The 14,059-nt window shown below is 66.6% G+C and carries 11 protein-coding genes, 1 tRNA gene and 1 pseudogene; 9 read left to right on the forward strand and 4 right to left on the reverse strand.

Annotation, left to right across the window (positions count from 1 at the left end):
- Positions 1 to 188 precede the first annotated feature (188 nt).
- A complete protein-coding gene (locus A5625_RS11655; RefSeq protein ID WP_066993247.1) occupies positions 189 to 1,052 on the forward strand; it encodes a DoxX family protein in 864 nt (287 codons plus the stop codon).
- 5 nt (positions 1,053 to 1,057) lie between these two features.
- Here the strand turns inward: A5625_RS11655 and A5625_RS11660 are convergent, their stop codons facing one another.
- On the reverse strand, positions 1,058 to 1,420 hold the full coding sequence (locus A5625_RS11660) for a PH domain-containing protein (protein WP_066993252.1): 363 nt from the start codon (positions 1,418 to 1,420) through the stop codon (positions 1,058 to 1,060).
- Positions 1,421 to 1,774: 354 nt separating this feature from the next.
- Between A5625_RS11660 and A5625_RS11665 the strand changes: the two genes are divergently transcribed.
- From A5625_RS11665 to ilvC, 3 genes are all read left to right on the forward strand, one after another.
- Entirely contained in the window at positions 1,775 to 3,643 is a 1,869-nt protein-coding gene (locus A5625_RS11665; RefSeq protein WP_066993259.1) for an acetolactate synthase large subunit, read from the forward strand.
- On the forward strand, positions 3,643 to 4,149 hold the full coding sequence (gene ilvN / locus A5625_RS11670; protein WP_066993265.1) for an acetolactate synthase small subunit: 507 nt from the start codon (positions 3,643 to 3,645) through the stop codon (positions 4,147 to 4,149). The genes A5625_RS11665 and ilvN overlap by 1 nt, the downstream gene beginning before the upstream one ends.
- Positions 4,150 to 4,211: 62 nt before the next feature.
- Positions 4,212 to 5,213, forward strand: a complete 1,002-nt coding sequence (ilvC, locus tag A5625_RS11675; RefSeq protein WP_066993268.1) for a ketol-acid reductoisomerase — start codon at positions 4,212 to 4,214, stop codon at positions 5,211 to 5,213.
- Between the two features lie 75 nt (positions 5,214 to 5,288).
- Here ilvC and wrbA read toward each other — a convergent pair.
- Positions 5,289 to 5,892, reverse strand: a pseudogene (gene wrbA, locus A5625_RS11680) (NAD(P)H:quinone oxidoreductase).
- A complete protein-coding gene (locus A5625_RS11685) occupies positions 5,889 to 7,331 on the reverse strand; it encodes an NAD(P)/FAD-dependent oxidoreductase (protein ID WP_066993271.1) in 1,443 nt (480 codons plus the stop codon). Before A5625_RS11685 ends, wrbA begins: the two are co-directional and overlap by 4 nt.
- A 29-nt stretch (positions 7,332 to 7,360) precedes the next feature.
- Between A5625_RS11685 and serA the strand changes: the two genes are divergently transcribed.
- Both serA and A5625_RS11695 read left to right on the forward strand, forming a co-directional pair.
- Positions 7,361 to 8,947 (forward strand): phosphoglycerate dehydrogenase, encoded by a 1,587-nt coding sequence (gene serA, locus A5625_RS11690; protein WP_066993273.1) that lies wholly within the window; start codon positions 7,361 to 7,363, stop codon positions 8,945 to 8,947.
- Between the two features lie 96 nt (positions 8,948 to 9,043).
- The gene (locus A5625_RS11695) at positions 9,044 to 10,054 is read left to right on the forward strand and encodes a 3-isopropylmalate dehydrogenase (protein ID WP_066993276.1); all 1,011 of its coding nucleotides are present in this window, start codon (positions 9,044 to 9,046) and stop codon (positions 10,052 to 10,054) included.
- Here the strand turns inward: A5625_RS11695 and A5625_RS11700 are convergent.
- Positions 9,954 to 11,258 (reverse strand): MFS transporter, encoded by a 1,305-nt coding sequence (locus tag A5625_RS11700; RefSeq protein WP_066993279.1) that lies wholly within the window; start codon positions 11,256 to 11,258, stop codon positions 9,954 to 9,956. The two genes, A5625_RS11695 and A5625_RS11700, sit on opposite strands and share 101 nt — an antisense overlap.
- Before the next feature lie 289 nt (positions 11,259 to 11,547).
- Between A5625_RS11700 and A5625_RS11705 the strand changes: the two genes are divergently transcribed.
- From A5625_RS11705 to A5625_RS11715, 3 genes are all read left to right on the forward strand, one after another.
- Positions 11,548 to 12,354 carry a fumarylacetoacetate hydrolase family protein gene (locus A5625_RS11705; protein WP_066993282.1) on the forward strand — a complete coding sequence of 269 codons (807 nt, stop codon included), beginning with the start codon at positions 11,548 to 11,550 and terminating at the stop codon, positions 12,352 to 12,354.
- The gene (gene gltX, locus A5625_RS11710; protein ID WP_082984374.1) at positions 12,351 to 13,829 is read left to right on the forward strand and encodes a glutamate--tRNA ligase; all 1,479 of its coding nucleotides are present in this window, start codon (positions 12,351 to 12,353) and stop codon (positions 13,827 to 13,829) included. Before A5625_RS11705 ends, gltX begins: the two co-directional genes overlap by 4 nt.
- Positions 13,830 to 13,979: 150 nt before the next feature.
- A tRNA-Gln gene (locus A5625_RS11715) sits at positions 13,980 to 14,051 on the forward strand.
- The last annotated feature ends 8 nt before the right edge of the window (positions 14,052 to 14,059 follow it).

Genomic DNA, 14,059 nt, shown 5'->3' on the forward strand with positions numbered 1-14,059 from the left:
GACCCGTTCGGGCGGGCCGGACGCCACTCGGTGCGGTCCGACGATGGCCGCTGCACCGACCGTCTGGAGGGCCTGGTGAGGCTGTTTCGGGCCGTTCCGGGCCGGTTTGACGGGCAAACCGCCGATTGCCAGGCGAAAGCGCCGCTCAAATCCCCAATTCAGGGCCGAATGCCCTTACCCTGACACCCGTGACCAGTCAACCGAATGACGCACATTGGCAACGGCCCGGCGAATCCCCGGAGTCGACCCCGGGACGCCCCGCCTCGGCGCGGCTGGTCGACCCCGAAGATGATCTGACGCCCGTCGGCTACCCCGGCGACTTCAACCCCTCGACGGGGACCACCACTGTCATCCCCTACGGGGGCGCTCCTGCGGTCGCCGGCTCCGGCGCCGGGGGCTACCACCTGCTGGACCAGCAGGACCCGCTGCCTTACGTACAGCCGCATTCGGCGGCCCGGCACACCTCTTCCGAGGCCGCCGAGATCGACGACGACGATGAACACCACGACCGGTTGCACGACGTCGGCCGCCGCGGAACGCAGCATCTGGGTTTGCTGCTGCTGCGCGTCGGGCTCGGAGTGGTGCTCGGCGCCCACGGACTGCAGAAGCTGTTCGGCTGGTGGGGCGGCTCGGGCGTGACCGGGTTCAAAAACTCACTGTCCGATGTCGGTTACCAGCACGCCGACATCCTCGCCTACGTGAGCGCCGGCGGTGAGGTGGTGGCCGGATTGCTGCTGATACTGGGCTTGTTCACGCCGCTGGCCGCAGCCGGTGCGCTGGCGTTCCTGATCAACGGTCTGCTGGCCAGCATCTCGGTGCGGCCGCATACCCGCAACTTCTCGTTTTTCCTGCCCGAGGGCCACGAATACCAGATCACCCTCATCGTGCTCGCCGCCGCGGTCGTCCTGTGCGGACCTGGTCGCTACGGCCTGGACGCCCGCCGGGGCTGGGCCCATCGGCCCTTCATCGGTTCTTTCGTCGCGCTGCTGGCCGGCGTTGCCGCCGGCGTCGGGGTGTGGGTGGCGCTCAACGGCGTGAATCCGATCGGCTGACGCGCCTATCGCTGGTAGGGGTTGGGGACCCGCCCCGCGCTGACCTCGGTCAGCTCCGGCAGCGTGGCGAAGGTGACTGCGGGTAACCGCAGCTCTGCGCCGCTCTTGAGGCGCGCGCGTGCCCACGAACCGCGGTGGAAACGCAGCCCATCGATGTCGTCCCAGCGCACCTTTTGGCTGCGCAGCAGCGTCCGAACCGTCACGCCGTGGTCGTCGGCGACGGTGCGTAACCGGACGATCAACGCCGACAGCAGCACCGGAAGGAGCAGCAGCGGCAGCGACGGCGGCCAGAACATCACCGGTATCAGCAACCCCAAGGTCAAAAATCCGACGGCCAGATGCGCTATCGGCGACACCTTGATTACCACCGGCGCTTGAGCGGGCGGGTGCGGAGACGGACCAGTAGCCACCCGACCATCATTTCATCCGCCATACGTGATCGATTCCCCCGAGCGTTCGCCCGGCCAACCCGCCTGGTCGCCGGGGCGTCGACGGTCCCGGATTTGACTGCTGAGCTGTGCGAAGGCTACCGTCGGACGCTATGGATACCGCCGGAAAGCCCGGGATGCTTGTAGTAATTAGTCAGCGCGTTGGTGTCTGACTTGCCCTTCAGCATGTGAAGCAATCCAGCACCAGCGCGCAACCCTCGTGCAGCAGATGAGCTGTCGGGGGTTTTTTGTTGCCCCAGCGAGACTCCCGGAATGAATAAGGACTGAACGACAGTGAGCGCTCCCATCAGGCAGCACGCCCCCGCGGCACCGGAGGCTGCCGACATTGCCACGGATGCCGCCAGGCCCGCCGCCAAGGCCACGGCCGCCAAACCGAAACGTATTGGGCCCGAGCAACTTACCGGTGCACAGTCGGTGATCCGGTCGCTGGAGGAACTCGGCGTGGAGGTCATCTTCGGCATCCCGGGCGGCGCGGTGCTGCCGGTCTATGACCCGCTGTTCGACTCGAAAAAGCTGCGCCACGTGCTGGTCCGCCACGAGCAGGGCGCCGGCCACGCCGCCAGCGGTTACGCGCACGCCACCGGCAAGGTCGGCGTCTGCATGGCGACGTCCGGCCCCGGCGCCACCAACCTGGTGACCGCACTGGCCGACGCCCAGATGGACTCGATACCCGTCGTCGCCGTCACCGGCCAGGTCGGGCGCTCGCTGATCGGCACCGACGCCTTCCAGGAAGCCGACATCTCGGGCATCACGATGCCCATCACCAAGCACAACTTCCTGGTCCGCTCGGGTAACGAGATCCCGCAGGTGCTCGCCGAGGCGTTTCACATCGCCTCCTCGGGCCGCCCCGGTGCGGTGCTCGTCGACATCCCCAAAGACGTGCTGCAGGGCCAGTGCACCTTCAGCTGGCCGCCGCGCCTGGATCTGCCCGGCTACAAGCCGAACACCAAGCCGCACAGCCGGCAGATCCGTGAGGCCGCCAGGCTGATCGCGTCCGCCCGCAAGCCGGTGCTCTACGTGGGCGGCGGTGTCATCCGCGGTGAGGCGACCGAGCAGTTGCACGAGCTGGCCGAGCTGACCGGCATTCCGGTGGTGACCACGCTGATGGCCCGCGGGGCGTTCCCGGACAGCCATCCGCAGCACATGGGCATGCCCGGCATGCATGGCACCGTCGCCGCGGTGGCGGCCCTGCAGCGCAGCGATCTGCTGATCGCGCTGGGCACCCGCTTCGATGACCGGGTGACCGGGAAACTGGACACCTTCGCGCCCGAAGCCAAGGTCATTCATGCCGACATCGACCCGGCCGAGATCGGCAAGAATCGCCACGCCGACGTACCGATCGTCGGCGACGTCAAAGCTGTCATCGTCGAACTGCTCGAGTTGCTGCGCAACGACGGCATTCCCGGCAAGCTCGACATGACCGAGTGGTGGGCCTACCTGAACGAAGTTCAGTCCACCTACCCGTTGAGCTACGGGCCGCAGAGCGACGGCAGCCTGGGCCCGGAATACGTCATCGAGAAGCTGGGCCAGATCGCCGGTCCGGACGCTTTGTACGTTGCCGGCGTCGGACAGCACCAGATGTGGGCGGCGCAATTCATCTCGTATGAAAAGCCGCGCACCTGGCTCAACTCGGGCGGGTTGGGCACCATGGGGTTTGCCATTCCGGCTGCCATGGGCGCCAAGATGGCTCGCCCGGACGCCGAGGTGTGGGCGATCGACGGCGACGGCTGTTTCCAGATGACCAACCAGGAGCTGGCGACCTGTGCGATCGAAGGCGTGCCGATCAAGGTGGCGCTGATCAACAACGGCAACCTGGGCATGGTCCGCCAGTGGCAGACGCTCTTCTACGAGGAGCGCTATTCGCAGACCGATCTGGCCACGCACTCGCATCGCATCCCGGACTTCGTGAAGCTGGCGGAGGCGTTGGGCTGTGTCGGATTGCGTTGTGAGCGTGAAGAAGACGTTGTCGACGTGATCAATCAGGCGCGTGCGATCAACGACCGCCCGGTGGTGATCGACTTCATCGTCGGCGCCGACGCGCAAGTGTGGCCAATGGTGGCCGCCGGCACCAGCAATGACGAGATTCAGGCGGCCCGCGGAATCCGCCCGCTGTTCGACGACGAAACCGAGGGGCACGTCTGATGAACCCGAAAACGCACACGCTCTCGGTGCTGGTCGAAGACAAACCCGGTGTGCTCGCCCGGGTGGCGGCGCTGTTCTCGCGGCGCGGCTTCAACATCGAATCGCTGGCCGTCGGCGCCACCGAGCAAAAAGACATGTCGCGGATGACCATCGTGGTCTCCGCCGAGGAGACCCCGCTCGAGCAGATCACCAAGCAGCTCAACAAGCTGATCAACGTCATCAAGATCGTCGAACTCGACGACGACAACTCGGTGTCGCGCGAGTTGTCGCTGATCAAGGTGCGCGCCGACGCAGGTAGCCGCAGTCAGGTGATCGAAGCGGTGAACCTGTTCCGCGCCAAGGTCATTGACGTCTCGCCGGAGGCGCTGACGATCGAGGCGACGGGCGACCGCGGTAAGATCGAGGCGCTACTGCGCGTCCTGGAACCTTTCGGTATCCGCGAAATCGTCCAATCCGGGGTGGTGTCGTTGTCTCGCGGACCACGCGGAATCGGCACGGCCAAATAAGTTTTCGGTGTAAACAAGAAGGAGATATTGAAGTGGCTAATCCGTCCGGGGCGACATTGCCGATGTTCTACGACGACGACGCGGATCTGGCGATCATCCAGGGTCGAAAGGTCGGCGTCATCGGATACGGCAGCCAGGGACACGCGCATTCGCTGAGCCTGCGTGATTCCGGCGTGCAGGTGAAGGTGGGGCTGAAGGAGGGCTCCAAGTCGCGGCCCAAGGTCGAGGAGCAGGGCCTGGAGGTCGACACCCCGGCCGAGGTCGCCAAGTGGGCCGACGTCATCATGCTGCTGGCGCCCGACACCGCGCAGGCCGAAATCTTCAAGAACGACATCGAACCCAACCTCAACGATGGCGACGCGCTGTTCTTCGGGCATGGGCTCAACATCCACTTCGACCTGATCAAGCCGCCGGCCAACGTCACCATCGCCATGGTGGCGCCGAAGGGCCCCGGGCACCTGGTGCGCCGGCAGTTCGTCGACGGCAAGGGTGTGCCCGCGCTGATCGCCGTCGACCAGGACCCGACCGGCAAAGGCGAGGCGTTGGCGTTGTCGTATGCCAAGGCCATCGGCGGTACCCGCGCGGGTGTCATCAAGACCACCTTCAAGGACGAGACGGAGACCGATCTATTCGGTGAGCAGGCCGTATTGTGCGGTGGCACAGAGGAATTGGTCAAGACCGGTTTCGATGTGATGGTCGAGGCGGGGTACCCGCCGGAGATGGCCTACTTCGAGGTGCTGCACGAGCTCAAGCTGATCGTCGACCTGATGTACGAGGGTGGCATCGCGCGGATGAACTACTCGGTCTCCGACACCGCTGAATTCGGCGGCTACCTGTCTGGTCCGCGTGTTATCGACGCCGGCACCAAGGAGCGGATGCGAGAGATCCTGCGCGACATCCAGAATGGTGACTTCACGAAGAAGCTGGTCGCCAACGTCGAGGGCGGTAACAAGCAACTCGAGGCGCTGCGCAAGGAGAACGCCGAGCACCCCATCGAGGTGATCGGCAAGAAACTGCGCGACCTGATGAGCTGGGTCGACCGGCCGATCACCGAAACCGCCTAGCGCTTTTCGCCTGAGCGCTCGCCTGGCCGGGCGGCCGGACTCGCCCGCCCGGCCGGTCGGGCGTCGGCCTACGGGCTAAGACGCCGCGAGGCGCCCCGCCGTTTCGACCACCCGCCGGGCCAGATGCTCGAGGGCGGTGGTGGTGGGCTCGTCGAATTCGTTGATGTTGTCGTGCGTGCTGACCAGGCTCACCCCATAGGGATTGCCGTCGACGAACTTGCACGGGTCGGTGTATCCCGGGGGCACGATGATGCCGCCGAAATGCATCAGCGTGATGTACAGCGAGAGCAGGGTGGTTTCCTGACCGCCGTGCAGCGTATTGGACGACGTGAAGCCGGCATACACCTTGTCGGCGAGCCTGCCTTGCGCCCACAGCCCGCCCAGCGAGTCGAGGAAAGCGCGTAATTGCGCTGCCGGAGCACCGAACCGGGTCGGTGAACCGAAAGATCACCGCATCGGCCCAGATGATGTCGTCGCCGGTTGCGGTCGGAAGGTCTTTGGTAGCTTCGTAGTTCGCCGTCCACGCGGGATTGTGGGCGAACGATTGGGGATCCTGTGTTTCGGCGACGTGGCGCAACCGGACTTCGGCCCCAGCCGACTCGGCCGCGGCGGCGACACGCTGCGCCATCGTGGCGCCATGACCGGTGGCCGAGTAGTAGATGATGGCAAGTTTCGTCACGGGGTAATGGTAGGCCGCAGATCCGGAACCGTGGCGATCCCGAATTCACGGCGTAACAAGGTGCGTGCGGCGTAGTAACCGGCCATGCCGTGCACTCCACCGCCGGGCGGTGTGGCCGCAGAGCACAGATACACCTTGGGTATTGGTGTGCGCCAAGGGTTTAACCGCGGCGTCGGGCCGGCGATCGCCCGCCAGGCGGAATTGCCGCCCATCCCGATGTCGCCGCACACGTAATTGGCGTTGTGGTCGCTCAACCGGGCGGCGGGCACCGCGCGGGTGGCCACCACGACGTCGCGGAAGCCGGGGGCGAACCGTTCGACCACCGCGGTCACCGCTTCGGTCGCGTCGAGGGTGGACCCCGAAGGCACGTGGGCATAGGTCCAGAAGGGGCGGCGGCCGGCGGCGTCGATGCGGCCGGGGTCGGCGACATGCGGCGACGCGGCCAGCACCATGGGCCACTGCGCCTGGCGGCCGGCGGCGATGTCGGCCTCCGCGCGAGCCATCTGCGCCCGGGTGCCACCGAGGTGCAGGGTGGGGGCCTGCCGCAGCCGGGAGTCCGACCACGGAATCTCGTCGTTGAGGACGAAATCGACCTTGGCGACGCCGGGACCAAACGTATAGCGCCGCAACGCCTTAGCGTAGCGAGAGGGAAGGGCTTCGCCGTAGATCCGCAGCAGCGCGGTCGGCGCCGTATCGAAGGCGACGACTCCGCCGGGCGGTTCGGTGACTTCGGTGCCCGCGGTGAGTTCGCCGCCGTGCGCGCGCAGGTCGGCGATCAGGGCGTCGGTGATCGCCTGGCTGCCGCCCACCGGAATCGGCCAGCCGACCGAATGCGCCAGGGTGGCCAGCATCAACCCTGCACCCGCCGCGGTCAGCGACGGCATCCGCGAAATGATATGCGCCGCAACGCCGGTGAACAGCGCGCGGGCGTCTTCGCCGGCCAGCGATCCCCATGCGGGGGTGCCCTGGGCCAGCATCCGCAACCCCAGCCGCAGCGCCGAGGCCGGCGAGTTCGGCAGCGACCGTTTGTCGCCCAGCAGCAGCGCCACCACGTCATCAGAACGTTCGACCAGCGGGCCGAGCAGGCGTCGGAAGGACGCGCCGTGCTCCAATTCGGCACAGGTGCGGTCAAGATCGCGGTAAGCGATGACCGCGGGGCGGCCCGGCAGCGGGTTGGCGTACGAAATCTGCGGCACCGCCAGTTGCACGCCGCGGGCGGGCAGGTCGAACTCCCTGAAGAACGGCGACGCCAGCGCCAGCGGATGCACGGCGGAGCAGATGTCGTGCAAGACTCCCGCAGAATCTGGGTCCGGTGCGGTGCGCGCGCCCCCGCCGAAGGTCGGCTCAGCTTCGACGACCTGCACTTTCAGGCCGGCCCGGGCGCAGATTACGGCAGCGGTCAACCCGTTGGGTCCGCTGCCGACGATGGTGACGTCCACGCGTCAATTACAGCCGATAGGCTGGCCGGGTGAATCTGCCTGTTGTACTCATTGCCGACAAGCTCGCCGAATCAACCGTCGCTGCCCTGGGCGACCAGGTCGAGGTGCGTTGGGTAGACGGCCCCGATCGCGAGAAGCTGCTGGCGGCCGTGCCGGAGGCCGACGCGCTGCTGGTGCGTTCGGCCACCACCGTCGATGCCGAGGTGCTGGCCGCGGCGCCCAAGCTGAAGATCGTCGCCCGCGCCGGGGTAGGGCTGGACAACGTCGACGTCGACGCCGCCACCGAGCGGGGGGTGCTGGTGGTCAACGCGCCGACATCGAACATCCACAGCGCCGCCGAACACGCGCTGGCGCTGCTGCTGTCCGCGGCCCGCCAGGTGCCGGCCGCCGATGCCTCGCTGCGCGAGCACGCCTGGAAGCGGTCGTCGTTCTCGGGCACCGAGATCTTCGGCAAAACGGTCGGTGTCGTCGGTCTGGGCCGGATCGGGCAGTTGGTTGCCCAGCGGCTCAGCGCCTTCGGCACCCATCTGGTCGCCTACGACCCCTACGTATCGCCGGCCCGTGCCGCGCAGTTGGGCATCGAACTGTTGACGTTGGACGAATTGCTGGCCCGCGCCGACTTCATCTCGGTGCACTTGCCGAAGACGCCCGAGACGGCGGGACTGATCGACAAGGACGCGCTGGCGAAGACCAAGCCGGGCGTCATCATCGTCAACGCCGCCCGTGGTGGTCTGGTGGACGAGGCGGCGCTGGCCGACGCGGTGCGCAGTGGCCATGTGCGCGCGGCCGGTCTGGACGTCTTCTCCAAAGAGCCGTGCACCGACAGCCCGCTGTTCGAACTGCCGCAAGTGGTGGTCACACCGCACCTGGGCGCGTCGACCGAAGAGGCGCAGGACCGGGCCGGCACCGATGTGGCGGCAAGCGTGAAACTCGCTCTGGCCGGGGAATTCGTCCCCGACGCGGTCAACGTCGGTGGTGGGGTGGTCAACGAGGAGGTTGCCCCCTGGCTGGACCTGGTGCGCAAGCTCGGTGTGCTGGCCGCCACCCTGTCCGACGGCCCGCCGGTGTCGCTGTCGGTGCAGGTACGCGGCGAGCTCGCCTCCGAAGATGTTGAGGTGCTTAAACTTTCGGCCCTGCGCGGCTTGTTCTCGGCCGTCGTCGAGGGGCCCGTGACGTTCGTCAATGCGCCGGCGCTGGCCGAAGAACGCGGCATTACCACCGAAATCGGCACCGCCTCGGAAAGCCCGAACCACCGCAGCGTGGTCGACGTGCGCGCGGTTGCACACGACGGCACCGCCGTCAACGTCGCGGGCACCCTGTCCGGCCCGCAACTGGTGGAGAAGATCGTGCAAATCAACGGCCGCAACTTCGATCTGCGCGCCCGCGGCACCAACCTGGTGATCAACTATGTCGACCAGCCCGGCGCGCTGGGCAAGATCGGCACCTTGCTGGGTTCGGCCGGGGTGAACATCCAAGCCGCGCAACTGTCCGAGGACGCCGAGGGTCCCGGTGCGACGATTCTGCTGCGGCTGGACCGCGACGTGCCGGGCGAGGTGCGGTCGGAGATCGGTGCGGCAGTCGGCGCCAACAAGCTTGAGGTGGTTGATCTGTCGTGAGCGCCGGCGACGATGCAGAGCGAAACGATGAGGAGGAGCGGCGCCGATGACCGAAGCCGACCACAATGCACACCGACGCGATGAGGAGCGGCGCCGATGAGGCTGGCGGTGATCGAGGGTGACGGGATCGGACCCGAAGTCATTACCGAGGCCATCAAAGTCCTCGACGCGGTGCTGCCGGGGGTGGACAAGACCAGCTATGACCTGGGCGCGCGGCGATACCACGCCACCGGCGAGCTACTGCCGGACTCGGTCATCGACGAGTTGCGCACGCATGACGCCATCCTGCTCGGGGCAATCGGTGACCCCTCGGTGCCCAGCGGCGTGCTGGAGCGAGGTTTGTTGCTGCGCCTGCGTTTCGAGCTCGATCATCACATCAACCTGCGGCCGGGGCGGCTGTATCCGGGTGTGAACAGCCCACTGGCCGGCAATCCCGAGATCGACTTCGTGGTGGTGCGCGAGGGAACGGAAGGCCCCTACACCGGCACCGGCGGTGCCATCCGGGTGGGAACGCCCAACGAAGTCGCCACCGAAGTAAGCCAGAACACGGCTTTCGGGGTACGCCGCGTAGTGGTCGACGCGTTCGAGCGCGCCCGGCGACGCCGAAAGCACTTGACACTGGTGCACAAAACCAACGTGCTGACCTTCGCGGGCAAGCTGTGGTCGCGCATCGTCGCCGAGGTCGGCCAGGACTACCCCGACGTCGAGGTCGCCTATCAACACATCGACGCGGCGACCATCTTCATGGTCACCGACCCCGGTCGCTTCGACGTGATCGTCACCGACAACCTGTTCGGCGACATCATCACCGACCTGTCCGCGGCGGTGTGCGGCGGAATTGGCTTGGCCGCCAGTGGAAATATCGACGGCACCCGCACCAATCCCTCGATGTTCGAGCCGGTCCACGGCAGCGCACCGGATATCGCCGGTCAGGGCATCGCCGATCCGACCGCTGCCATCATGTCGGTGGCGCTGCTGCTCGCCCATCTCGGCGAGGACGCTGCCGCTAAGCGGGTGGACCGGGCGGTCGAGCAGTACCTGGCAACGCGGCCGAACGAACGGCGCGCCACCAGCGAAGTCGGCGAACGGATTGCTGCTGCGCTCTAGTCTCCAAGCCGGGTGGGAGTAACCGCGTCGGCACCAACGGTGCCGCCGCCAGCGGGAACAGTGCGCACAACAACCACGCCGGTGGATACTTGGCGGCCGAAATCAACGCACCGAACAGCGGCGGGCCGGCGGCCGCCATCATGCGCTGCGTGGTGTTCTGAATGCCCAGCGCGCGTCCGCTCCAATAAGGCCCGGCGAATTCGGTGATGGCGGTGGCTTCCAGTCCGTTGTCGAGTACCGCGATCACCGAGATCAAGACCATGAGCCCGGCCTGCCATCGGGAGTTGGTGTGATCGGCCCACGCCAGCAGCAGCAACGCCAGCACGGCGGCGGCCGCGATATAGCGCACCGGCCTCATGCGTGAGCCGAGCCGATCGGATAAGCGGCCCACCGCGACGCGGCCGAGCGCGCCGAGCAACTGTGACAGCGTGACCAAACCGCCGGCGGCGGCCACCGACCAGTGCAGGTTTTTGATCAGCCATACCAGCATGAACGTCACCGTCACGGTTTGCGGCATCATCAGCAGTCCCGCCACCGCATGAATTCGCCACAGCGTCAACGACCCTCGGTACGGGCTGGCGAGTTCCTGATTGCTCGCACTGGCGCGCGGTTTGCGTGGCGGGTCGATGATCCCCACAGCGCTCAACACCGCGCCGACCGCGCACGCCAGTGCGGTGAACCTGAGCCCCGCGCGTGGCCCGTGTTCGGCGAGTTCAGGAATTATCAACGCGCCCAAGGCGATTCCCAATGGTTGCGCGGTCTGCCGGATGCCCATCGCCAGGCCGCGCTGGTGCGGCGGGAACCAGGCGGACACCAGCCTCCCGCCGGCCGTGTTGCAGCCGGCGGCGGCCATACCGCCGAGAAACAGATAGAGAGCGGTCAGCACCATCGAATGCACCGAGGCCGCGGCGTAGGCCGCTATCGCGGTAAGCGCTGAGCCCGTGGTCATCACCACCCGCTCGCCGACCCGGTCCAGCGCGTAGCCCCAGAGCACCAGCGTGACCACCATGCCCCAGCTGGGCATCGAGGCCAGCAGACCGGCTTCGTCGAGTCGGATCCCGCGGGTGCCTTGCAGCGACGGGATGATGAACGCGACGCCGTTGATGTAGAGGAACGAACTTGCCGTCGCCAGCAGTGAAACGATCATGATCGACCAGCGCGCGCCCGCGCCGTTTTCGGGCGTCGCGGCGGAGTCGATCTGCATTCCCAATGCTTGCATACCCGGGCGAAATTTAGGGGGAGGACTTGTGGCGTTGCCCGCCGGTGGCGCCCCACCCCGGTCCGTACCGGGCCGCTGGCCAGTGCGCCCCACCCGGTCCGTACCGGGTCGCCTGCCACGCCCGGCTACGCCGCGCTCGCGACCGTCACTAGGTCCGATGGTGACGGCCCGCCACGCCCGGCTACGCCGCGCTCGCGACCGTCACTCGGTCCGATGGTGACGGCCCGCCACGCCCGGCTACGCCGCGCTCGCGACCGTCACTAGGCTCATCCAAATGCGCCTTGGTCGAATCGCCAGCCCGGACGGTGTCGCCTTCGTCAGTATCGAGGGTGACCTCAACGACCCAGCCGAGATGATCGCCCGTGAGATCGCAGAGCATCCATTCGGCACGCCGAACTTCACCGGCCGATCGTGGCCGTTGGCCGACGTCCGGCTGCTCGCGCCGATACTTGCCAGCAAGGTGGTGTGCATCGGAAAGAACTACGCCGATCACATCGCCGAGATGAAGGAGATGACCGGCCCCGCACCGGTGGATCCGGTGATCTTCCTCAAACCCAACACCGCGATCATCGGCCCGAACGTGCCGATTCGTTTGCCGGCCAACGCATCACCGGTGCACTTCGAGGGCGAGCTTGCCGTCGTCATCGGCCGGCCCTGCAAGGACGTGTCGGCCGCCCAGGCGGCGGAGAACATCCTGGGCTACACCATCGGCAACGACGTGTCGGCCCGCGATCAACAAAAAGCCGATGGCCAGTGGACCAGGGCCAAAGGGCATGACACCTTTTGCCCGGTCGGGCCGTGGATCGTCACCGACCTCAAACCACTGGATCCCGGCGATCTGGAATTGCGCACCGAGGTCAACGGCGACGTCAAGCAACACAGCCGTACTTCGCTGCTGATCCACGACATCGGCGCCATCGTCGAGTGGATTTCGGCCGTGATGACCCTGCTGCCCGGCGATATCATCCTCACCGGAACGCCGGCCGGTGTCGGTCCCATCGAGGACGGCGACACCGTCTCCATCACCATCGAGGGCATCGGCACCCTCACCAATCCCGTGGTCCGTAAAGGAAAATCGTGACTACACCAGCCAAAGTCCGCGTCCGATTCTGTCCATCGCCCACCGGCACCCCGCACGTCGGCATGGTCCGCACTGCGCTATTCAACTGGGCCTACGCGCGACACACCGGGGGCACCTTCGTCTTTCGCATCGAGGACACCGATGCCCAGCGCGACAGTGAGGAAAGCTATCTGGCGCTGCTGGACGCGCTGCGCTGGCTCGGCCTGGATTGGGACGAGGGACCCGAGGTGGGCGGGCCCTATGCCCCGTACCGCCAGTCGCTTCGCAGTGAGATCTATCACGATGTGGTGCGCAAGCTGGTCGAAACGGGGGAGGCCTATTACGCCTTCTCGACGCCCGAAGAGGTCGAGGCGCGCCATATCGCCGCGGGCCGTAATCCCAAGCTGGGCTACGACAATTTCGACCGGCAGCTGACCGATTCTCAGCGTGCCGCGTTTCTCGCGGAGGGCCGCAAGCCGGTGGTGCGGCTGCGGATGCCTGACGAAGACCTCATCTGGGACGATCTGGTTCGCGGAACCACCAGCTTCGCGGCCGGGTCGGTGCCCGATTTCGCGTTGACCCGCGCCAATGGAGATCCGTTGTACACCTTGGTCAACCCGTGTGACGACGCGCTGATGAAGATCACCCATGTGCTGCGGGGCGAGGACATACTGCCGTCGACCCCGCGCCAGATTGCGCTGTATCAGGCCCTGATCCGGATCGGCATCGCCGAGCGCGTTCCGCAATTCGCCCACCTCCCAACGGTATTGGGGGAGGGGACCAAGAAGCTGTCCAAGCGCGACCCGCAGTCCAACCTGTTCGCCCACCGCGACCGGGGTTTCATCCCCGAAGGCCTGCTCAACTATCTCGCGTTGCTCGGCTGGGCTATTGCCGACGACCACGACGTGTTCAGCCTCGAGGAGATGGTGGCCGCGTTCGACGTGGCCGACGTCAACTCCAATCCCGCCCGCTTCGACCAGAAGAAGGCCGACGCTATCAATGCCGAGCACATCCGGATGCTGGCGGTCGACGACTTCACCGCCAGGCTGCGCGAGTATCTCGACGTCCACGGTCATCGCCTCGATCTGGATGAGGCCGGCTTCGCCGTCGCCGCCGACTTGGTGCAGACCCGGATCGTGGTGCTCGGCGACGCCTGGGAGCTGCTGAAGTTCCTCAACGACGATGAGTACGCCATCGACCCCAAGGCCGCCGCCAAAGAGCTGGGACCCGACGGGGCCGCCGCTCTGGACGCGGCGCTGGCCGCGCTCGACACCGTGGCGGACTGGACGGCGCCGCAGATCGAGACCGCTCTCAAGGCCGCGCTCATCGACAAGCTGGGCCTCAAACCCCGCAAGGCGTTTGGTCCGATCAGGGTTGGGGCGACCGGGACGACGATCAGCCCGCCGCTGTTCGAGTCACTGGAGCTGCTCGGTCGTGACCGCAGCCTGCAGCGGCTGCGCGCGGCGCGCGAGACAGCCGGGCGGGACCCCGCTTGAGTGGCCGGGACCACGCGTGCGGATTGTCCGGCGAGACTTTGGTAGTCTGCACTGCGGTTTAGGAAAGGCCGACAACGGCTGGCGGCGGCGGACTCCAAAGAGCTTATAAAAGCCCGCAATCGACGCTGACCAGCGGTTTTAGGCAGCCAATGGGGTATGGTGTAATTGGCAACACAGCTGATTCTGGTTCAGCCATTCTAGGTTCGAGTCCTGGTACCCCAGCAAAACTC

Origin of the sequence: Mycobacterium sp. 1465703.0 (assembly GCF_001672975.1) — a bacterium.
In the GTDB taxonomy this organism is placed as follows: domain Bacteria; phylum Actinomycetota; class Actinomycetes; order Mycobacteriales; family Mycobacteriaceae; genus Mycobacterium.

Bases quoted from the DNA above. Each gene is read 5' to 3' on its own strand.
- A5625_RS11700 (WP_066993279.1), bottom strand. From the start codon at position 11,258: ATGCAGATCGACTCCGCCGCGACGCCCGAAAACGGCGCGGGCGCGCGC.
- A5625_RS11705 (WP_066993282.1), top strand. From the start codon at position 11,548: ATGCGCCTTGGTCGAATCGCCAGCCCGGACGGTGTCGCCTTCGTCAGT.
- ilvC (WP_066993268.1), top strand. From the start codon at position 4,212: ATGTTCTACGACGACGACGCGGATCTGGCGATCATCCAGGGTCGAAAG.
- ilvN (WP_066993265.1), top strand. From the start codon at position 3,643: ATGAACCCGAAAACGCACACGCTCTCGGTGCTGGTCGAAGACAAACCC.
- A5625_RS11695 (WP_066993276.1), top strand. From the start codon at position 9,044: ATGAGGCTGGCGGTGATCGAGGGTGACGGGATCGGACCCGAAGTCATT.